The sequence below is a fragment of the Sphingomonas sp. 2378 genome (genome assembly GCF_038084995.1).
Classification (GTDB): domain Bacteria; phylum Pseudomonadota; class Alphaproteobacteria; order Sphingomonadales; family Sphingomonadaceae; genus Sphingomonas.
Genome location: NZ_JAXCMJ010000026.1, coordinates 12,163 through 33,588, shown reverse-complemented (window position 1 = coordinate 33,588; position 21,426 = coordinate 12,163). Strand labels below are relative to the sequence as shown.

Below are 21,426 nucleotides of genomic sequence, written 5' to 3'. Positions count from 1 at the left end.
TCGCTATTTGAGCACGAGCGCGGCATCGACGAGCTTCGCGTCGTGCATCTGGTTCAGATAGGCTTCGTAATAGGCCTTGTGAGACGCGCCCACGACCGCGAGCAGCCGGGTGCCGGGCTTCCAACCGAGCACTGCGCGGATATTGGCGACCATGCGCAGGTTACGGGTTTCCCAATAGGCGACATATTGCCGTCCATAGGCCTGGGGCGAGGGTTCGTTCAGCGCCGCGCCCCAGTCCGATCGATAGGCTTCCGCACCATAGGCGGGCGCGTTGTACGCGCGGTACAGGTCGAGCAGCCCGTCGGGACGGCCAAGTCCCGCACTCAACGCATTTCCCTGCGCGATCCGGGCCTTGGTCGCGGGATTGTCCCAGGCGGCGGTCAGGGCCGCGCCATAGGCCTTGTCGTCCACCGGAGCGCCCGAGGAGGACTGGTCGTCGACGCCCCAGACCCGCTCCAGCCCCAGGCGCGCGGCGAGCGCCGCGACGATCAGGCTGTCCTCGCTCTTCCTGGCCACCCTCTTGTCCAGATGGGCAGCAAGGTCGGCGGTCAGACCATCGGCCGCGCGGCGTTCTGTCGCAGGCAGGCGGAGCCACTGGACCAGCGCCGATGTCGGCTCTCCGGCCGCCAGAAATAGCAGAGCCAGGTGACGGCGTTCGGCGGGGGAGGGCGAGGCGGGCCAGTTCGCCAGCCGCCGCTCGACCTCCGCATTGGCGGCAGACACGCCCAGCCCGGCGGCGTTTCCGGCGGCGGTTGGGTCGTAGCAATAGCTCTCGACCGACGATGCCTGGCGCTCGCCTTGAGCGCGCAAGCTGAAGCACAGCAGCCCCGACATATTCTCATTGGCGATCGCCGTCGGTTTCCAGCGGGCGAGGCGGGTGAGCAGCGGCTCGACCATCTCCGGGCCGATATTGCCGGGCAGTTGAGACAGATGCGGCGTGCCGAGAACCAGCACCTCGTTCGGGCGGCCCGCGATCGGTCCTTTCAGCATGTCCGGATGAAAGGACGGGCGATACTCCTGCCCCGATGCGGGCGACAGGGCGGCGGTCAGGCAGAGGGCGGCGCCTAGGAGGGATGTGTGCATCGGTTTCGCTTTCGTTCGTTCGTGGAGGGAGGTTGGCGGACGGTCGTTCTGGGGCACTCTAGTCGTGGCGCAGGGCCCAGGCGGGGGCCGCGCGGCTGGCACGCAGGGCCTGGCCGAGCACGGTCAGGACCGCGATGACGAGCGCCAGCACGGACGCGCCGACGAAGAAGACGGGCGACAGCGCGATACGGTCGTCGAACCCGGCCAGCCATGTCCGCATCGCGACGAATGCCAGCGGCCAGGCGATCAGGTTCGCCAGCAGCACGGGGCGGAGGAACTGGCCGACGAGCAGCCTGACGATATCGGCCGAAGACGCCCCCAGCGTCTTGCGGATCCCGATCTCCTTCACCCGCCGCTGCGTGTTGAAGGACGCGAGCCCCCATAGGCCCACGCAGCCGATCAGCACGGCCAGGCCCGCCCCGATGCCGAACAGCCGCGTGGCGCGATCATCCTCATCATAGAAGGTCTGGAGCAACTGGTCGCCGGTATCCGCCCTGAACGGGGATTCCGGTGCCACCCGGACCCAGGCGGCACGGACGGCGTCGCGCACCGTGCGCGGATCGCCGGTAAAGCGCATGGTCGCGACCGGATAGGGCACGATGCCGTGAGTATAGGTGTAATAGACCGGCGTGGTGGGCAGGCGGGGCGAGAAGAAGCGCAGGTCGTCGACCACGCCGACGATGGTCATCGCGCGGGGCCGCGCCACCGTCTTGCCGATCGCCTCCTGTGGCGACACGAAGCCGAGCGCGGTGACGGTCTTGCGGGAAATGACGATGTTGCTCGCCTCGCTCTTTTGCGCGTTACGCGTGTCGTCCATCCGGTGCGCGTCGTCCAGCAATCGGCCCGCCACGGGCTTCGTGCCGAACAGGCGGAAGAAGTCCGATCCGACATGGATATGCCGGACGGCGGGCCCCGGTCCGGGCCGCCCCGCCAAAAGCAGATTATCCGCATTGTTGTTTCCGACATCGCCAAGACCGGTATCGGAGGTCGTCACCATCGACACGCCGGGCACGCGGCGGAAGGAGGCGATCAGGGCGGGGTGCTTGACCGGATCGACATAGCCCAGCCACGGCGCGACCAACAGGCCTTCGCGCTGGAAACCCAGATCGGCGGCGCGGACATGCCGGGTCTGCGCGACAAGCACCCCCGCACCGATCAGGAACGCGATCACCAGGGCGAACTGCCCCATGACGAGCATTTCCCGCACCCGCGTCCCCGCGCGGCCGCCGCCCGGTGAGCGCGCCGAGGCAAGGACCGCCGCCGCCGGAAAGCGCGACAGGAGCAGCGCCGGGTAGAAGCCCGCCGGAACACCGACACCGATGGCAAGCAGCACGAGCACCGGTACGACCAGCGCATAGGGCATGCTCAACGACAGCGCACCCGCCGCATTGACCAGCGGCAGGCCAAGCTCCGCGAGCATCAGCCCCAGCATGCCTGCCACCCCGGCGGCCAGTATCGCTTCTCCTAGGAACTGGCGGACCAGCGTGGCCCGGTCGGCGCCCAGGACCTTGCGCATCGCCACCTCGCGCGCCCGCAGTCCGGCACGGGCACTCGCCAGATTGACGTAATTGACGATCGCGATCAGCAGCGTCAGCACGCCGACCAGACCGAGCGTGACGATGGTCAGCTTGCGGCTGGCGCTTTCCTGTCCGGAGGGCTGGAGATGCGCCTCGGTCAGGGGCAGCAACGGCAGGCCGATCCGCGTCGCCACGTCGTCGCCCAGGTCGCGCCGCCCATGCCGGGCCACGAAGCCGGGCATCTTCTCTTCAAACGCCTTGGCGGCCGCTTCATCGGGAAAGCGGAGATAGGTCCTGAGCGAGGTGCTGCCCCAATGGTTCCACCAGTCGCCCAGGTCGCTGGTCGGCAATCTGGCGAGGATCGAGAATTTGAAATCGGTCGTCTTGGGCAGATCCTCGAAAACGCCGGTCACACGGTGTGGCGCGGTCTTGTCGAGTGCGAGGGTCAGGGTCTGGCCGATCGGATCGGCCTCGCCGAAATATTTCCTGGCGGCCGAGCGGCTGAGGATCACGCTCGCGGGATCGGCGAGCGCGGTGGCCTTGTCGCCCGCTACCCAGGGCAGGTCGAACACCTGGAGGAAGCTGGCGTCGGCCTGGCCGATATCGTCGAAGGTGGCGATCCCGCCCCGGACCACGCTGCCCCCGTCCTTACCGTCCATATTGGTGCCGCCCATGAAGCGGGTGCCGACCAGACCGGGCAGGTCCTGCCGCAGTTCGTCCAGAAGCCCGCCCATCGTACTGGGATAGCGACCGGCGAAGGGCCCGTCCGCGCGCTTCCAGTCGGTCTGGACGAGATAGACTTCATTATGATGCGGCAGCCATGTCTCGAAGCTCGTCTCGAACCGGACATAGAGGGTGAGGACGAAGAACACCGCGATCCCGACTGCGAGGCCGCCGATGTTGAGCGCGGCATAAAGCTTGTGGCGCGTCAGCGAGCGATAGAGCGAGATGAGGGCGAAGCGGTTCATCGACCTGCTCCTGAAACCACGCACGGAACGAAGGCGCCAGCTTCGGCGAGAGGGCGTGTGCCCGCATGGAGGGATTGTCGTGTCATCGCGACGATCGTCGCTGTCCAGCGCCGAAAAGCCTAACCCACGATGACGAAAGGGGTTTTGTGCTGACCGCCTAGGTCGGGCAGGACCGGGTGGAACAATCTGTCCGAAATCGGACAGCGGTACGCCGCGTCAAGCTAGGTCGAGCGCTCGCGCAAAACCGTCGCTCGGGCCCCGTCGTCTGTGATGGGGCCCGAGCGACAGGCAGTCTTACATCTTCACGCGGGCACCGACGAACATGAAGCGGCCAACCGCCGTCGTCGGTTGGATGGTCTGGCCATAGTCGGGCAGCTGATCGAACAGATTGCTGACACCGCCGTAGAATTGGAAGTGGTCGGTCGCATCGACGCTGGCATAGATATTATGCTGCCAGCGCGGCTTGATGTAGTAATATTCCGCCGCCACGAAGTCCGGGTTGCTGCCCGAGGTCTCGCGGGTATAGCGCAGCGTCTTGTCGAACCATTGCAGGCCATAGTTCAGGGTCAGCACACCCTTGGTCCAGGACAGGTTCGACGTCACCTGATATTTCGGCGCGACCGATGCGATCGTCCCACGATAATTGGTCGCGGGCGCCCCCGGCACGCCGATGAACAGCAGCTTGTCGAGATAGTTGCCGTTCACCTGGAGGTTGAACAGACCCAGATTGGCGGTCGGCAGGCGCCAGTTCAGATTGAAGTCGAGACCGGCGGTCTGGAACGACGCGACGTTCTGCGGCCCCACGCTGAAACCGATGACGTTGCCCGCCTGCACAACGCCGCTGCCGGGACCGTTCTGACGGGTGATGGCCCCGCAGAACTGGTTGTCGAGCGTCGGGGAGTCGACGCACAGCTGCGCCAACTGGATCGGCGAGACGGTGTTGATCGCGTTCTTCAAACGGATGTCATACCAGTCGGCCGACAGCGTCAGGCCCGGGATGAAACGCGGCGACAGGACGACGCCGGCGGTCCAGGTATTGGCCTCCTCCTGACGCAGCAGCGGGTTGCCGCCCGCCGTTCCCGACACGTTGATCGAGCGGTTGTCGTTATAGGTCGCCGGGTCCGCCCCCAGGCCCTGCAGCAGCGTGCGGCAGTTGGCGGCACGATATTGGGTGCCGTTGCCGGTGTTCGCCGGGATGCAGGGGTCTTCGTTGAAGAAGGCGAAGGTCTGCGACCGGCCACCGAACAGTTCGCCGATATTGGGCGCGCGGATCGCGACCGAATAGGTCCCGCGGAAGGTGATGTCGCGGATCGGCGCATACATGCCGTCGACCTTCCACGTCGTGGTGCGGCCGATCGTCGAATAATCCGACACGCGGATGGCGGCACCCAGTTCCAGGTCATGCGCGAAGCGCATGTTCTTGGCGATCGGCGCGTTCAGCTCGGCAAAGACTTCCTTCACGTCGAACGATCCGCGCGTCGGGCTGAGCGCGTTGGTGAACGTCAGGCCCTGCTGCTCGAGGGGGTCGGGCGTGAAGCGGCTGATCTCCTTGCGATATTCGGCACCGAACGCATAAGCGAGCGGACCGCCGGGAAGCTCGAAGAACTTCGCGAAATCGCCGCTGACCGACGCGGAGACGACATGCTGCTCGACGCTCGAACGGTCGGTGGTCGGCGCCAGGATGAACGCGATTCCGGCGGGATCGGACAGCCCTTCGCCCAAGATGTTGATCGGGCGGCACTGACCAGGCTGGAACGTCGTGCGCGGCAGGACGGTCCGCCCGCTCGAATAGGGCTGGTTCGGAGCCCAGTTGGGATCGAGGTTGGCGCGGCAGGTGATCTGCCCCGTCGCCGGATCGCGCACCGCGTCGATCGCGGCGAAGAAGCGGTCCGAATAGATGTCGTTGGTGTACTGGCTACGCACGTCGGTGCGCCCGAAGACATAGGACACTTCGTAATGCGTCTTGTCTTCCAGATCGCCGCGCAGGCCGATGACCGTGCGATAGGTGTCGCGCTTGATGCTCTCGCCGCGCTGGCCGTTGCCGTTCACGCCGAGGTCGAAATTGTCGCGGCTGACCAGTGCGCCGCCGATCTGGGGATCGATCGCCGCCCGGATGTTGGCGGGCAGATAGGGATTATCGCCTTCGACCAGGATATTATAGTCGAAGGTCGGCTGGGCCAGCGAAAACGACTTGGTCGTCGCATATTTGGCTTCGCCGAACAGGGTGACGGTATCGCTGATGTCATAATGACCCAGGAAGTTGGCGATATGCCGCTCGATCCGGGGCTGTAGATCGTTCAGATACCGCGAGACGGGCGTGCTGGAGCCGCCCACCGCATAGCCGCCGGGATAGGCGGTGCCGTTGTCATAGACCGCGCCGGTGCCCGTGAAATCGGGCACGCCGTCGCCATCCACATCCACCGCGCCGTCGGGCGAGCTGCCATAATAGCGGGCGTCGGTGATCGGAATGCGCGCGGGCACGGTGCCGTTGGGGTTGCGCGTGAACACAGGATAGACCGACTGGCCGAATTGCGGGCGCTGCTTGGCCTGGAGCCGGTCGTCGATCGAATATTGATAAGCCAGTGCGACGTTGCCGCGCCCATCGGAGAAGTTGCGACCGCCGGTCACCGCGATCAGGCGCTGGCCCGCATCGCCACGGTCCGAGATGCCGGCCTGTCCGCGAACGGTCAGCCCTTCGAAATTCTGCCTCAGGCGGAAATTGACCACGCCCGACACACCGTCCGCACCATAAATGGCCGAGGCGCCGCCGGTCAGGATGTCGACGCCTTCGATCAGGTCGGTCGGGATGGTGTTGATATCGACCGATTGCTCGCCCGGAATGCCGGACACGTGCCGCCGTCCATCGACCAGGGTCAGCGTCCGCTGGCGGCCGAGATTGCGCAGGTCGAGCGTGTTCAGGCCGGTTTCGCCGATGCCCGCACGATCACCCGAGTTGTTGGCCGAGCCGCCCGAGCCGACCAGCGCGGGATAGGCGCGCAGGAAGTCGGTGACGTTCGTCGTACCCTGCGCCTCGAACGTCTTGGCGTCGAGCGTGACGATGGGGCTGGGGGTGGAGAAATCCTGGCGGCGAATGCGTGAGCCGGTGACGACCACGTCGCCGGTCTGGCCCGCATTGCTGCTGTCCTCGACCGTGCCGGGATTGGGGTTCTGGCCCGGCAGATTGGCGTCGGTCTGCGACGTCGCGGGTGCCGTTTCCTGTGCCTGGGCGGCGCTGGAAAGGCTGGCGACCGCGACGGCCATCGCGGCCACCCCATGGGCGAATGCGATCCGCATGATTTAACTCCCTGTAACATTTGGTTTGTTGTTTAACCAAAACGCCCATGGAGCCGCGGTGACAACAGCGTCATTAACTGAAATCGAAAAATGGCCGTAAGCCGTGACATTTCCACAACAATTTATGACCGGTATGTCACCCGGACCGATGGGGAATCGATGGATCGTCACCTAGCGGCCATCGATGAGCCGTCCGGCATCTCCATCCCTGTGAAGGCAAGTATCCAACCTCATGAAATGAATGGATTTGTCACGGCTTTCCGGGGATATTGACCAAACCGGCAAAGCAAGATCGGGCTTGGATCATCAGGGGAGGAAGCCGCCATGCGAAAGACCGTCGATCGAACCGCCATGGTTGCCGCTTCGCTGTTGCTGGCGACGGCCTTCCCGCTGACGCCCGTGCTGGCGCAAAGCGCGCCGAACGCCGCCGATCCCACCGGCTTTGCGAGCGGGCAGGAGATACGCGGGCAGGTCGCGGCGATGCGTGCCGAGATGAAGCCCGATCAAGGTTTTATGTGGCGCCCCCTGGTCGGAGACGGACCGCGCGTCGCGGCCATCGAGATCTGGAAGAAGCCGGGCCGTCCCGCCGTTCATCCGACCGAGGCGGAATATGCGATGGTGCTGGAGGGGGCGGGGACGATCGTTTCCGGTGGAACGCTGGTCGCACCGGAAACGCGTCAGAAGGGACTTGTTGAGGGGACGGAGATCAAGGGCGGCACGACGCGGACATTGGGACCGGGCGACGTGCTGCTCGTCCCGGCGGGCGTACCGCACTGGTTCGGGATCACGGGCGACCGATTGGTGCTGCTGGGTATGAAGCTGCCCGCAAACCCGTGATCTGCGCGCTCAGGGTTGCGACGGAGCGGGTTTGGCGGGTGCGCTCGTCTGTGCCCGGCGCATTTCGTCGATCTCGGCGGCGGTCTTGAAGTCGAGCAGTTCGACCTGGAACACAAGGTCGGAATTGGCCGGGATCGGGCCGGAGGCTTGCGCGCCATAGCCCAGCGCCGCGGGGATGCAGAGGCGCAGGATGCCACCGCGCCCGATCATCTGGAGCCCCTGCGAAAAGCCGGGAATGACCTCGCCGACGGGCATGGGCGATTGCATGGACTGGTCGAAGACCGTCCCCGTCGCAGCCAGATAGCCGATATAGTTGACCAGCACGGTCGCATCGGCGGACGGCTTCGGCCCCTCGGCGGCACGCAGCACCGTATAGCCCAAGCCCGACGGCGTGCGCGCGGCGCATTGCCGCTGGGCCGCCGGAATGACGGGGTTGAGAGGCAGGGGGATGATTCCGCCATTCGCCGCCACCGACTGGCTCGGGGCGGCGGGGACCGCCTTGTTCGTCTGCGCCGCCGCATGGACGGGCGCCGCCGCCAGCAAGGGGAAGGACAGGGTGGCGAGGAGATGGCCCAAGGCCTGCGATGAAAGCGTCATGCCCGACGCCGTAATCGGCCTTGCGGCAGCAGATCAAGGGGTGCCGCCCTTCGACCCTATCGCGCCGTCTTTCGGATGAGTTGCATCAAGGCGGCGTCGAGCGCCGACAGGAAACGGGAGCGGTCCTCCTTGCCGAAGGGCGGCGGTCCGCCGATGCGATCTCCTCCGGCCCGCAAGTCGCTCATGATCGCGCGGACGGCGACCGCATTGCCGATCGAACTGGTGGTGAACGGCTTGCCGTTCGGCGCGATCACCGCCGCGCCGGCCTTCAGACAGCGATCCGCAAGCAAAATGTCCGCCGTGACGACCACCGCCGCCCCGTCCGCCCGTTCGGCGATCCAGTCATCGGCGGCGTCGAAACCGTCGCCGACCACGATGCGGCTGATCAGCGGGTGCTGCGGAATGCGCAGATGCGTGTTGCTGACCACCGTGACCGGCACGGATAGCCGATAAGCGACGCGATAGATTTCCTCCTTCACCGGGCAGGCGTCGGCGTCGACCAGGATATGGGGGCGGTTCTGCACGGCGGGCCCTTGCCATGACCGAGCGTCGGACGGCAAGCACCCTCCCTGCGGTACCCTTTGGCGGCCGCCGTCAGAATTTTGCGCGCACGCCGATCCGGTAGAAGCGACCCAGCGTGTCGTAGAGCGCCGGATTGACGTCCAGCCCGGTATTGGTCTGGGGCGAGGGTTCGGGGTCGTGGTCGAGCAGATTGTCGACCTTGAAGAACATGCTGACCGCAGGCGTGACGTTCAGCGACCCGCCGATGTCGAGATAGAAGGCCCCCTTCATGAAGTTGCGGTCGATGGTCGGGTTGTTGCCGGTCGATACCGGGCAGTTGGTTGAGCAGACGACATATTGGTTGCCGATCACGCCGTCGCTGAACCAGCGCTCCTGGATCAGCAGGCTGAATTTCTCGGTGTCGTAGCTCTGGATCGCCAGCCATTTCCAGTCGGGCGTCGCACCCGAATTGGCGCCCGCGCTGTCGACAGGGATCGTGCCGGGCAGGCCGGGATCGGTGACGAACTTGATGACGTGCGTGGCGAGCGCGCGCAGCGTCAGGTTGCCGTTCAGCCCCAGCGGATTGCGCCACTGATAGCTGCCCTCGATATCGAAGCCGCTGGTCTTGATCGAGGCGAGGTTGAACGCCTGGACGTTGACGAAATTGGGCCCCGCCGTGTTCTGGAGATTGAAGGCGCCGCACGTCTCGGTATTGCCCTGGAAGCACAGGTTGACGATCTGCGCCGCCGACAGGCTGGACACGACGTCGTTCACCTTGATCGTGTAATAGTCGAACGACAGGCTGAGCCCCGGCAGCCAGCTTGGCCGGGACAGGACGACGCCCGCCTCGGTGCTGCGTGCGATTTCGGGGCGGAGATTGGGATTGCCCAGGGTGTTCTGGATGATCAGCACCTGGGTATTGCGGAACGGATCGGTGAAGTTGGGGACCGTCGTCGTGGTCGGCGCGGCGAACAACTCGGACAGGTTGGGCGCGCGAACGTCGCGCGAGGTGACGGCGCGAAGGCGGAACCCGTCGAGCGGCGTGTCCCAGGTGCCGCCGAGTTTCCAGGCATAGACCGCGCCCGAGGTCGAATAATGCGTCGCACGCCCCGCCGCGTTCAGATTGGCGCGGCCCAGCGTCACCGAATTCACGATCGGCAGGTTTAGTTCCAGGAAGCTCTCATACACATCATATTTGCCCGAGCCGTTCTTGTAATTGCCCGCATACCAGTTGCTGCCCACCGTCGAATTGAGCGACGGGTCGGCGGGATAGAGCGCCGAGTTGGGGCTGATATCGGAGACGCCCGCGCCATAAGGGTCGGCGTTCACGCGATATGCCTCGCGCCGATATTCGATGCCGGTCGCGATCGACAGCGGCCCGGCCCACAGGTCGATCAGATTGCCCGAGATGGTGCCCGCCGCCACGTCCTGGGTCTGGCGGGTATGCTGGAACGGCCCGTTGGCGGGAACGATATAGGCAAGTGCCGCGGCGGAGGGCACCGCGCCGCCGAAGATGTTGATCGGCTGGCATCCGCTGGCCCGCGCGGCGGCGTCGGCGCAGACGATCTGGCCGTTGATCGCGGTCGCGTTGATCGCCTGGTTATAGCGGCCGGTCAGGCTGATATTGTCGACATCGATGTCGGTGACGTTGATCCCGTGCTCGTAATAGACATCGTAGTTCCAGGTGCCGCCGAACACCTCGGCCTTGCCCTTCAGCCCGCCGACGAAGCGGTACTGGCGGCGGTCGGTATTGACCTTGATGTTGGGCAGGATCGCATTGCTGAGGCCATAGCCGAACTGGGTTATGCCGTTCGCCGCGCACTGCTGCTGGATGGACCCGGGCAGATAGGGGTTGGCGCACTGGATCGTAAGCCCGGTCTTGGCAGCGCCGGGATTGGGCTGGTTGCTGGTCCTCACCTGCGCGATGTTGGCGGTGACGTAAAGTTCGGCATCGGGTGCGATGTCATAGCCGATCCGGGTGTAGCCGTTGATCCGCTCCAGCGCGGATTGCAGCGAGGTACCCGATCCGACATGCCCCGACTGGTCGCCGCCGACGCAGAATCCGACATAGCATCCGACGACATTGCCTGCCGCGTTCTTCGCGGGCACGCCGTTCGAGCCATATTGGAAGGGGAAGGGGTTGCCATTGGCATCGAACGCGGTGCCCTGAAGCGGTCCGGAACTGATCAGGCCGTATTTGGTGTATTGATAGGCCTGGCCATGGTCGCGGTAGAGGAATTGCGGCGTGCTGCCGTTGCGGATGCCGGTGTCGACCAGCGTGGTGGCGCGATACCAGTCGCGGCTTCCGGCCAGATCCTCGCCGAAATTGCCGGGCCCGACACCCTGATCCTTGGCATATTCGCCGCTGAGGATCAGGTGCAGCCTGTCCCCGGCCAGCGACTTGCCGAACGCCGCCTGGGCCAGCACCTGACCATCGTCGCCATAGGTGGTGACGCCGGATTGCAAATTGCCCTTGAAGCCGGTGAAGCGCGTATCGGTGATGAAGTTGATGACGCCGCCCACCGCGTCCGATCCCCAGGAGGCCGAGGCGCCGCCGGTGACGACGTCGACCCGCTTGATCAGCAGTTGCGGAAACTGGCTGATGTCGGGAACGCCGGTGACGTTCGCGCCGACCACCCGCTGCCCGTCGAGCAAAGTCAGGGTGCGGATCGTGCCCAACCCGCGCAGCGAGAAGGAACTGAGGCCCTGCTGGCCGCTCGACGTGCTGAACGTGCCTGTGGTCGCACCGGTCGATCCCTGAAGCGAGGGCAGTTGCGCGACGGTGTTGAAGATATTGGGCTGGGCGTTCTGCTGGATCTGCTCCTCGCCGATCACCGTGGTCGGCGTCGGGGCGTTATAGCCGTTCGCGATGATGCGCGTGCCGGTGACGATGATGTCCTTGGCGCTGGTCGTCTCTTCCTGCGGCTCGGGAGTGGCAGCGGGTGCCTGTTGCATGGGTGCGGCCCAGGCGGGCGTCGCGACCAGCGCCAGCGCAAGCGCCGCGAGGCTGGTAGCGTTACCGGATTTCGTCGTGACGCCAAGGCGCCGCTTGCCCATTTTCATCGATCCATCCCCTCATCGCGATCGGACCGCCCCCGTTCGACGGCGCGGTCCTTTCTTATCCCCCATCTTATCGCGGCGGCCGGGGCGGAGCATATACGACCATGGTCGGTATGGTGATCGCTCAGGGATGCGCGGCGTAAAGCGCGTGATGGGTCAGGATGAATAAGGTCCGCCCGTCCGCGCCGCCGAACAGCAATTGAAGAGGGCGGTCGGGCACGTCGATCCGCCCCTGCTCGCGCCCGTCCGTGCCATAGACGAAGATCTGGCCGTTCGCGACATAGACGCGGCCGTCCGGCCCTGTCGCGACACTCTCCCCACCACGATTGGCGAAGGGTTTCAGGTCGGTGACGGTGCCGCCAACGCCCAGCAGACCGGTATATGTCCGATCCTCCGATCCGTTGGCGATCGCGACCCGACTGCCGGGCTTTCCGACGATGAAGCCATAGGTGTCGAGCGTATCGGAAAAGCGCCAGCCGCGATGGTCCGCTGGCCCCTGCTGCCACACCCGGAATGCGGGCAGGGCAATGCTGCCATCGGGGGCGACATAGGATTTCGGTTTGGCGGCGGCGATGTCACGCGCGAACATCTCGGCCAGCGTCGTGAAGCGGTCGGTGGCGGGGTCATATTGATCCCGGAACTCGCCATTGTTCCACAGGCTGGCGGGCATGGCGATCCGGGCTCCGGACGGCGTCGCGGTGGTCGGCGACAGCGGTGCGATGGTGGCGGGCGCCTTCGGATCGATGCTGTAGACGGTCGCTGCCGCACCCGCCGAGGACAGCACCATCAGCTTGCCCGATCCATCGACCGCCAGGTTGACCGGATCGAGCGGAGCCTCCGATACGATCGACAACCCTTCCGCCTCGCTCCAGCCATGGATGCGGTGGAAATAGCGGTCGACGAAATAGAGCTTGCCGCTCGTATCCGTCGCACCGCCGCCTATCGAATAGAAGCCATCGGCCAAACGGCGGACCGTCGTCAACGACGGGGAGGGGGCGGGCAGGGGCGCGGGGGTGACGTCCAGCGTCGCGAATTCGCGCTCGCGGACCTCGGCCCCCCGCGTCATGTCGCGGATCGCATTCTCATAGGGATATTTGCTGGCGCGTAGATAGGTGCCGCAGCCATCCGCCTGACAGGTGGCGAAGCCGCTCTCGGCATTCACATGGACGTTGCGGAAACGGATCTCGTTCTGGCCATAAAGCGCGACCGCCGCCCGTGCAGACTGGAGCGAGCGGGTGACGCGATAGGCGTGGAGGTTGGCGAACAGCACATCGTGCGAATTGCGTATCTCGAAGGCGACGGCATCGCGGCTCTCGCCCGCCTCCTCCTCGGTCTGCGGTGCCAGGAACTCCCAATGCGCGACGCGGTCCAGCACGATCTCGGCACGACGGTGATGCTCGGCGGAGAGTTGATAGACATGGCCCGGCGTTTCGGTGTCCGACACCGTCATGCCCGCCGAGGCATAGGTGTCGGGCGTCCACAGCCCGTTGAACGTACCGCCGCCGCCATCGGTCACCCACAGGCTGGGATAATGGCCGTCCCAGCGCTGCATCGGGTCGGGATCGCCGGTGTGATCGGCGTTATACGGATCGAAGCGGCTGCCATCGGCACGGAAGGTGCCGTGGCCGCCCTGGAACTTCACGTCATCGACCAGCGAGCGTTCGCCCGCGCGCCAGAGCAGCGCCGTCGCACGGGGATTGCGTCCGCCCGGCGCCAGCCCCAGGCCGGAGACGATCGCATCGCCGCCACGAGCGCTCTCGATCACTCCCTTGGCGCTGCCGACCCCGCGAAAGGCGGGACTGTTGTCGGTCAGGACGATCTGGGTCAGGCTGGGATGCAGGCCGATCAGGACGCTGTCGGGGCGCAGGCGCAGCGTGTCGCTGATCCGGTAGAAACCGGCGGGGAAGTAGAGGACTGGATGGCTGTCGATTGCCTTTTGCAGCGCGGCGGTGTCGTCGGTCGCGTCATCGCCCTTCACCCCAAGAGCGCGGACATTGGTCCAGTCCTCGACCGGCGGCAGCGGAGGTATGGCGCGCGCGGTGTGCCTGGGTGCGGACGACAAGGGTGTCGCATCGACCTTCGTCTCGTACCGCCCGGTCTGGCCTAGCGAAGGCACCGCCATGCCGTGCGTGAAGCGGCTTACCCGATAGCGGCGCGACGGACCCGCTACGTCGCGGCCGCTCTCGCGGAAACGGGCGAAGATGGGTGTGTCGATCGCGGTCGCCGCCTCGAACCCGATCTGGGTATAGGCATTGTCCTCGTTGCTGATGATGACGCCCGCGCGGCGAACCCGCTCGAACCGGACATGCTTGCCCCACAGCCAGTCGCCATAGCCCCGATCGATCTCGATCCCGACGGGCGTGTCGCGGATCACCGTATTGACCAGCGTCAGCCCCGCCTCATGCTCGCGGATGGCGGCGTCACGCTGTCCGTCGAAGCTGGAATCGAGCAGCGTATAGGACCAGGCGGGCGAGGGCTTCTCGGTAAGGATACCGTATCGTCCGCCATGGAAATGCAGGTCCTGCCCGAGATTGCCGACCTGATAGATGCCCGCCAGCGCATCGCCCAATCGAAAGTCGATATGCGCCAGATAGCTATGCTGCGCGGTATGAAAACGGACGGCGGTAGCGGCTTGATTGCCCGCGCCGATCTCGAAATCGACATTGGCCATGGCGGAATAGAAGGTGCCCGAATTGGCGTCGGCAATGGTCGGGTCGAAGGGGACGCTGGTCGGCGGCGGCACGGGAACGCGGGGGGCGTCCTTGCCCGCTTGCGGTGGCAGGGTGCCGGTAAAGAAGACCATGCTCCCGACTCCCTGCTGGAAACCCGGCGTTCGGGGGGCGAGCACGAAAACAGGGCGCGTCCTGCCCACGCCGAACAGCCGGACGCCGGGCCGCATATAGAGGGTGCGGCTCAGGCGATAACGGCCCGACGGCAGGAAGACGATGCCGCCGCCGCCCTGGCCCGCGACACGGTCGATCGCCTGCTGGATCGCCGCGCCATCGTCGCTTCGCCCATCGCCCTTCGCCTGGACGGTCACCGCACGGGGATCGTCCGGCGCACGGGTGAAGACGGAGACACGGTCCGCCGCCAGCGCGGGCAATGCCGCGCTCCCGACCAACAGCAGCGAGACGGCAAGGCGAAGGCGGCGCGGCATGGCGGTCATCCTCTTGGACAGGAACGGATCGGGGACAGGGGAATTGCGATAGGCACGTGCGCGATCGGGCGCGATTGCGACAAAGGTCGTAATGGCGTTTCGGCCGACCACGTCGGATAGCGGTGATCGGACAGGCCCGGCAGGAATGCCGGATGAAAGGACAAGGGTGACGGGTGACGGCGGGCAAGGGAATCGAAGCGGCGACCGACCCCTATGGCATCGTGGTGATGGGGGTCAGCGGCACCGGCAAGTCTACGCTGTCGCAGCGGTTGGGGGCGGACCTCCATTGCCCGGTGCTGGAGGGCGATGATTATCATTCGGCGGCGAATGTCGCCAAGATGCGCAGCGGCCATCCCCTGACCGATGCGGATCGCTGGCCCTGGCTCGACCGGCTGGGGGCGGCGATCGGGACGGAGGCGAAACGCGGCGGCGTGGCGGTCGCGGCGTGTTCCGCGCTCAAGCGAAGCTATCGCGAACGGCTGCGAAGTGCGGCGGGATTGCCCTTGTTCTTCGTGCTGCTGGATACCGATACGGATGAGATCGCGCGGCGGATGCGCGGACGTGCGGGGCACTATATGCCGCCCAGCCTGCTCGACAGCCAGTTGGCGACGCTGGAGCGGCCCCTGCCTGGCGAATGCGCGCTGTCGCTCGATGCCGGGCATTCCCCCGATCGGCTGGTCGCGGAGGCGCTGGCCTGGATCGACGGGGCGAGGCACGCCTGAGGCCCTCACGGCATCAGCCGTTTGCGCCCCTGCGACAAATGCCACCGCATGGCGAGTGCCGCTCCGTCCGCGTCGCGCGCCCGGATCGCGTCGACGATGGCGTCGTGCTCCTCCATCATCGCGCCAATCACCTCGGGCGGGCGCGAGCGCGAGATGTCGACCCCGGCGCGCAGGATGTGCATCACCTCGTCGTGCAAATGATCGAAGACCGGCAGGAAGGCCGAGTTGCCGGTCGCCTCGACGATCGCGCGGTGGAGCAACCAGTCCTCGTCATGCGCCGGCGCGTCGGACAGCAGAGCGGCGCGGAGCGCGGCAAGTGCCTTCTCGATCTCGTCCAACTGTTCGCTCGACCGCCGGATCGCGGCCAGCCGCGCCGCCTCCGCCTCCAGCACGAAGCGTACCTCATAGGTGCCCAGCGTCTTGGCGAGTTCGTCCATCGGCATATGCGTGCCCAGCCGCTCCGACGGGCGGCGCTTGACATAGGAGCCCGCGCCACGCCGCGCTTCGGTAATCCCGTCAGAGGCGAGCCGGGCCAGCGCCTCGCGCACGATGGTGCGTGACATGCCGAACGTCTCGGCCAGCCTCGCTTCGGAAGGCAGGCGGTCGCCGATCCCCAGCCCGTCGTCGTTGATGATGCGGACGATCGCCGTATAGGCCCGGTCCGCCAGCCGCCCCTCGTTCATGCCCACCCCCGTTCAGACGATATGGCTCAGGATCATCACCAGCGCGAGGCCGACCACCGAGATCACCGTCTCCAGCATCGACCAAGTGCGGAAGGTGTCGGCGGTGCTGGTCCCGACATAGCTTTTGACCAGCCAGAAGCCGGGATCGTTGACATGGCTGAAGAACACCGACCCCGCACCGATCGCCAGCACGACCAGCTCGGGCGCGACACCCGATCCCGCCACCACGCCGGGCATGATGCCGACCGCAGTGATGGTCGCGACCGTCGCCGATCCCGCCGCCAGCCTGATCCCCACCGCGACCAGCCAGCCGAGCAGCAGCGGCGAGATGGCGTACATGGTCACCAGTCGCGCTAGCAGATCGGACAGCCCCGCGCTGACCAGCACCTGTTTCAATGCGCCGCCAGCACCGATCGCGAGAAGGATGGCGCCTGCCGCGCCCATGGTCTCGTGCCAGACCGCATCCTGAATCTTCGCCTCGCGCAGCCGACGTCCGAACAACAGGGGCAGGGCGAGCAGATTGGTGACGAGCAGCGCGATCACCGGATTGCTGGCGGCCACCAGCCAGGCGCTGCCCTTCCATGCCGGGGATAGCTGACCCAGTTCCCCGGTCGCGATCAGCAGCACGGGGAGCAGGACGATGAACAGCGCCGCCCCCAGCCCCGGTGTCGCAACATCCAGGCGATGATCGCCCAGCACCGGCGGGGCCAGCCGCACACCCGGCGTCACGATGCGCGCCAGCGCCGGGCCCGCGATGATCGCGGTCGGGATGGCGATCAGGATGCCGTACAGCATCGTCCGGCCCAGATTGGCCCCCAGCGCTTCGACCGCCAGCAACGGACCCGGGTGCGGGGGGACCAGCGCATGGACCACGCCCAGCCCGGCGAGCGCGGGCATGATGAGACGCAGCTTGGCCGCGTCGCGCGCCGGGCCATCCGGTGCGTCCATCGCCTCCGCCGCCGCCACGACGATCGGCAGCAACAGGACAAGACCGGTTTCGAAGAACAGCGGCAGGCCGATCAGGATCGCGATGCCCAGGGTCGCCCAGGGCGCGGCTCTCGCGCCGGTCAGTCGCAGGGCGCTTTGGGCCAGGGCGGCGGCGGCGCCCGACAAATGCAGCATCGCGCCCAGCGACAGGCCGAGCGCGACGACCAGGCCGGTTCCGCCGACGATATCGCCCACGCCCTTTTGCACCGCCTTGGCGATATCGGCCAGCGGCAGTCCGGCGAGAAGCCCGACCGCGAAGGCACCGCACAGCAGCCCGATAAAAGGATGGAGCCGCCCGCGAACGATCATCAGGACCGCCAGCATTATGCCTGCCAGCGCGGCGGCGATCAGCCTGACGTCACTGCCCGTCATCGCATCGCCCGTCGCAAGACGATGGTCATGCTTCGTGGATCGCGCATCGACACCCCTCCTTCGGCATTGGGGCGGTGTGTTCACCTGCCCATGGTTCATGCGGAGTTGTACGACAGGTTTTTGCAATCCGGCAACATAAAAGGGCTTGATCCTGAACAATGGCTGGGCGCATGGTGAAAACCTGTCCAACCGAATCCGTCCATATGGAGCGCGTTCGGGGGACGATCGGACCATGTCGGCGTGCACGACCGACAGCCGATGGCCAACGAGCCACATGGAGGAGGATGACGATGGAAGGGATGCACTCGATCGCCCGTCAGCCCGCAAGTCCGGGCCTTGCCGCACCCATGGCGGCGGCACTCGCGCAATTGACTCCGACCCAGATGAAGGTCCTGCGCGGCGTTCATTCCGGCCTGCTCAACAAGCAGATCGCGTTCGATCTGGGCATCGCCGAGGCGACGGTGAAGGCGCACATGACCGCGTTGATGCGCAAGCTGAACGTGCGCAACCGGACCCAGGTGGCGATCGCGGCACAGGCGCTCAGCCTCCACGGCTGGCAACCGGCTTGATCCAGTTTGGCGACGTCGACGGCCCGGCGGTTACGATGAGGCCGAAACAGGGAGAGGACCATGAAAACGAACTGGCTGCTCGGCGCGGCGGTGGTGATGGCGTTCGCGCCGTCGATGGCGACACCGGTCGCGGCACAATCCTCGAGATCGGTCTATAGAACCGCCCCGTCCGACCCGCAGGCGGTGACGATCCGTGGCGTCGGCGATGGCCGCGCCGACGATAGCTCGGCGATCCAGCAGGGGATCGATGCCGCGGCGAAGAGCGGCCATGGCGGGATCGTCTTCCTGCCGTCCGGTCGATACCGGATCAGCCGCACGATTATCCTGCGCTCGGGCGTGCGGATATTCGGCGTCGGCGCGACCCGGCCCGAAATCCTGCTGGGCGATGCCACGCCGGGTTTCGGATCGGGCATCGCCGCCATGCTGACCTTCGCGGGTGAGGACCAGTATCGCGCGGGCAAGCCGCCGGTGCCGGTGCCGACGACGGTGCCGTTCGACGAAAGCCTGTTCGACGCGACCTCGACCACCTTCTATTCCGCGCTGGCCAATATCGATTTCCGTATCGGAGCGGGCAATGCGGGCGCGGTGGCGGTGCGCTTCCGCGTCGCCCAGCATGGCTATTTGCGCCATGTCGACTTCCATCTGGGATCGGGCTTCGCCGGTATCTATCAGGCGGGGAATGCCGCCCAGGGCCTGCGCTTTTTCGGGGGACGATATGGTATCGTTACCGAGAAGACCTCGCCCGCCTGGCAGTTCACGCTGATCGATTCCGATTTCGTCGGGCAGCGCGAGGCGGCGATCCGCGAGCACGAGGTCGACCTGACGCTGGTCAACGTCGCGATCCGCGATACGCCGGTCGGGATCGAGATAGATCGCGGCTATTCGGACTCGCTCTGGGGCAAGCAGGTGCGGTTCGAGAATGTCCGCGATGCGGGCGTACTGATCTCGTCGGAAAGGAGTGTGTTCACGCAGATCGGGTTCGACGATGCGGTGGGGATCGCGACGCCGGTCTTCGCGCGCTTCCGCGACAGCGGCCGGACGGTGAAAGGCGCGGGAGCGCGCTACCGCGTCGCGGACTTCTCCTACGGCCTGAAGGTCCCGGCGCTGGGTGAGATGGGCGACTTCGCGACGGATGTGCGCATGACGCCGCTGGCCAAGGCACCCGCCCGGCCCCGTCCCGCCATCCCAGCGCTCCCCGCCATGAACGCCTGGACCAATGTCCGTGACCTGGGCGTCAAGGGCGACGACACGACCGACGATACCGCCGCACTGCAACGCGCGATCGATACGCACCGCGTGCTTTACCTGCCGATGGGACGCTACCGGATCAGCGACACGCTGAAGCTGCGGCCGGACAGCGTGCTGATCGCACTGCATCCCAGCCTGACGCATATCTATCTGGCGGATGACTCGCCCCCCTATCGCGGGGTCGGCTCCGCTCGCGCGCTGATCGAGAGTGCGAAGGGTGGGGCGGGGATGATCTCCGGCGTCGGGCTTTGGACCGGCGGCGTCAATCCGCGCGCCACCGCGCTTCTGTGGAAGGCGGGCGAGGCTTCGCTGGTGGATGACGTGAAGATCCAGGGTGGCGGCGGCACCGTGCTGACGCCCGGCAGTCCGATCGGCTTCGGTAGCGATCGCGCGCGGTTCGACGGCCAATATCCCAGCATCTGGGTGACGGACGGCGGCGGAGGTACGTTCAACGCGCTATGGTCGCCCAATACCTTGGCGTCGGCGGGTTTCCATGTCTCGAACACCACGACGCCGGGCCATGTCTATCAGCTTTCGGCCGAGCATCACTACCGCGCCGAGATCGTGCTGGATCATGTCGCGAACTGGGAGTTCCTCGCCCCCCAGACCGAGCAGGAGGTGCGCGACGGGGTCAATGCCGTCTCGACCGAATTCCGCCACAGCCGCAACATCCTGTTCGCCAATTACCATGGCTATCGCGTGACGCGCACCGCCAAGCCGATGGACGCGGCGGTCAGGCTCTACGATTCGGGCGATATCCGTTTCCGCAACGTCCATGTGAACGCCGAGAGCGGCTTTGCAAGTTGCGACGAAAAGGGGTGCGGCACCTTCATCCGCGCCAGCAAATATCCGTTCGAGAACGCGATCAAGGACATGACCCGCCAGACCGAGGTGCGCGAGCGCGAGTTCGCCAGCCTCGACGTGCCGCCCGCGCCCGCAACGGCGGCGGTCCAGTCCGCCGTGCCGGTGTCGCCGGGCGTTCGCAAGCTGGCGGACGGATTCTACTCGGTCGCCGGAGGCGCGATGGATGCCAAGGGCAGGCTCTACTTCATCGATCGCTTCTTTCAGCGCATCTATGGCTGGTCGACGGCGGAGGGGCTGAACATCGTCGCCGATGCGCCGCTCGACGCGGTCAATCTGGCGGTCGATCGATCCGGGCGATTGCTGGTCCTGTCCTCGGCGGGGCGTGACGGCACGGTGTACAGCATCGATCCCGCCCACCCGGCGGCGGTCACGGTCATACCGCCGACGCCATCGCGCCAGCATCAGGGGGCGACGACGCTGCTGCCGGTCAATGTCTGGGCCAATGGCGAGTTCGCCGACCGGATCGACCCGAAAAGCTATGCCTATCCGACCATGGCCGACCTGTTCACCGCCAAGATGGGCGAGGCCAAGGCGCAGGAATATGTGTCACCCGATGGTTCGCTGGTACTTCCGGCCTTCCGCGTGTGGAACCAGGGGCCGGACGATCACCGGGGCTGGCGCTGGTCGGATACCCTGGATGCCCATGGCTTCGCATCCGCGCCCAGCGGTGGCGAGGTCGTCGTCACCAACGAGTCCGAAAACCGGACCTATGCCGGACGGGTCGGGTCGAACGGCACCGTCACCGATTTCCGCGTGCTGGCCGAACGGGGCGGGGAGAGCGTGACACGCGATGCGGCGGGCAATCTCTATGTCGCGAACGGGCAGGTGTTCGTCTATGCGCCGGACGGTCGATTGCTACGCCGGATCGACATGCCCGAGCGGCCGCTGCAACTGGTGATGGACAAGGACGGTGCCGGACGGTTGTTCGTCCTGACGCACCATTCGCTCTACGCCGTCGATCTCTGAC

13 protein-coding genes are annotated in these 21,426 nt (G+C 66.1%); 4 read left to right on the top strand and 9 right to left on the bottom strand.

Going from position 1 to position 21,426, the window contains the following annotated elements; all coding sequences use genetic code 11:
* Nucleotides 1–3: 3 nt before the first annotated feature.
* The 3 genes from SM191_RS13040 to SM191_RS13030 all read right to left on the bottom strand — a co-directional run bounded on the left by SM191_RS13040 (nucleotide 4) and on the right by SM191_RS13030 (nucleotide 6,862).
* Entirely contained in the window at nucleotides 4–1,083 is a 1,080-nt protein-coding gene (locus SM191_RS13040) for a DUF5694 domain-containing protein (RefSeq protein WP_341506573.1), read from the bottom strand.
* A gap of 58 nt (nucleotides 1,084–1,141) precedes the next feature.
* Nucleotides 1,142–3,568, bottom strand: a complete 2,427-nt coding sequence (locus SM191_RS13035) for an ABC transporter permease (RefSeq protein WP_341506572.1) — start codon at nucleotides 3,566–3,568, stop codon at nucleotides 1,142–1,144.
* A gap of 294 nt (nucleotides 3,569–3,862) precedes the next feature.
* Nucleotides 3,863–6,862 (bottom strand): TonB-dependent receptor plug domain-containing protein, encoded by a 3,000-nt coding sequence (locus SM191_RS13030; protein ID WP_341506571.1) that lies wholly within the window; start codon nucleotides 6,860–6,862, stop codon nucleotides 3,863–3,865.
* 324 nt (nucleotides 6,863–7,186) lie between these two features.
* Here SM191_RS13030 and SM191_RS13025 point away from each other — a divergent pair, with 324 nt between their 5' ends.
* Entirely contained in the window at nucleotides 7,187–7,699 is a 513-nt protein-coding gene (locus tag SM191_RS13025; RefSeq protein ID WP_341506570.1) for a cupin domain-containing protein, read from the top strand.
* A gap of 9 nt (nucleotides 7,700–7,708) precedes the next feature.
* Here SM191_RS13025 and SM191_RS13020 read toward each other — a convergent pair whose 3' ends face one another.
* From SM191_RS13020 to SM191_RS13005, 4 genes are all read right to left on the bottom strand, one after another.
* Complete coding sequence (locus tag SM191_RS13020) at nucleotides 7,709–8,296, bottom strand: FKBP-type peptidyl-prolyl cis-trans isomerase (protein WP_341506569.1); 588 nt, start codon at nucleotides 8,294–8,296, stop codon at nucleotides 7,709–7,711.
* A gap of 56 nt (nucleotides 8,297–8,352) precedes the next feature.
* Nucleotides 8,353–8,820 (bottom strand): YaiI/YqxD family protein, encoded by a 468-nt coding sequence (locus SM191_RS13015; protein WP_341506568.1) that lies wholly within the window; start codon nucleotides 8,818–8,820, stop codon nucleotides 8,353–8,355.
* 70 nt (nucleotides 8,821–8,890) lie between these two features.
* Nucleotides 8,891–11,854, bottom strand: a complete 2,964-nt coding sequence (locus tag SM191_RS13010) for a TonB-dependent receptor plug domain-containing protein (protein WP_445949857.1) — start codon at nucleotides 11,852–11,854, stop codon at nucleotides 8,891–8,893.
* Nucleotides 11,855–11,981: 127 nt separating this feature from the next.
* On the bottom strand, nucleotides 11,982–15,023 hold the full coding sequence (locus SM191_RS13005) for a glycosyl hydrolase family 28-related protein (RefSeq protein ID WP_341506566.1): 3,042 nt from the start codon (nucleotides 15,021–15,023) through the stop codon (nucleotides 11,982–11,984).
* 164 nt (nucleotides 15,024–15,187) lie between these two features.
* Between SM191_RS13005 and SM191_RS13000 the strand changes: the two genes are divergently transcribed.
* A complete protein-coding gene (locus tag SM191_RS13000; protein ID WP_445949856.1) occupies nucleotides 15,188–15,736 on the top strand; it encodes a gluconokinase in 549 nt (182 codons plus the stop codon).
* A gap of 5 nt (nucleotides 15,737–15,741) precedes the next feature.
* On the opposite strand, the gene SM191_RS12995 is transcribed toward SM191_RS13000, so the two are convergent.
* Together SM191_RS12995 and SM191_RS12990 are read right to left on the bottom strand one after the other, a co-directional pair.
* Nucleotides 15,742–16,419, bottom strand: a complete 678-nt coding sequence (locus tag SM191_RS12995; RefSeq protein WP_341506565.1) for a FadR/GntR family transcriptional regulator — start codon at nucleotides 16,417–16,419, stop codon at nucleotides 15,742–15,744.
* A gap of 12 nt (nucleotides 16,420–16,431) precedes the next feature.
* The gene (locus tag SM191_RS12990) at nucleotides 16,432–17,778 is read right to left on the bottom strand and encodes a GntT/GntP/DsdX family permease (RefSeq protein WP_341506564.1); all 1,347 of its coding nucleotides are present in this window, start codon (nucleotides 17,776–17,778) and stop codon (nucleotides 16,432–16,434) included.
* Nucleotides 17,779–18,125: 347 nt separating this feature from the next.
* On the opposite strand from SM191_RS12990, the gene SM191_RS12985 reads away from it, so the two are divergent.
* Both SM191_RS12985 and SM191_RS12980 read left to right on the top strand, forming a co-directional pair.
* Nucleotides 18,126–18,347 carry a helix-turn-helix domain-containing protein gene (locus tag SM191_RS12985; protein WP_341506589.1) on the top strand — a complete coding sequence of 74 codons (222 nt, stop codon included), beginning with the start codon at nucleotides 18,126–18,128 and terminating at the stop codon, nucleotides 18,345–18,347.
* 60 nt (nucleotides 18,348–18,407) lie between these two features.
* Nucleotides 18,408–21,425, top strand: a complete 3,018-nt coding sequence (locus SM191_RS12980) for a glycosyl hydrolase family 28-related protein (protein ID WP_341506563.1) — start codon at nucleotides 18,408–18,410, stop codon at nucleotides 21,423–21,425.
* Nucleotide 21,426 lies beyond the last annotated feature (1 nt).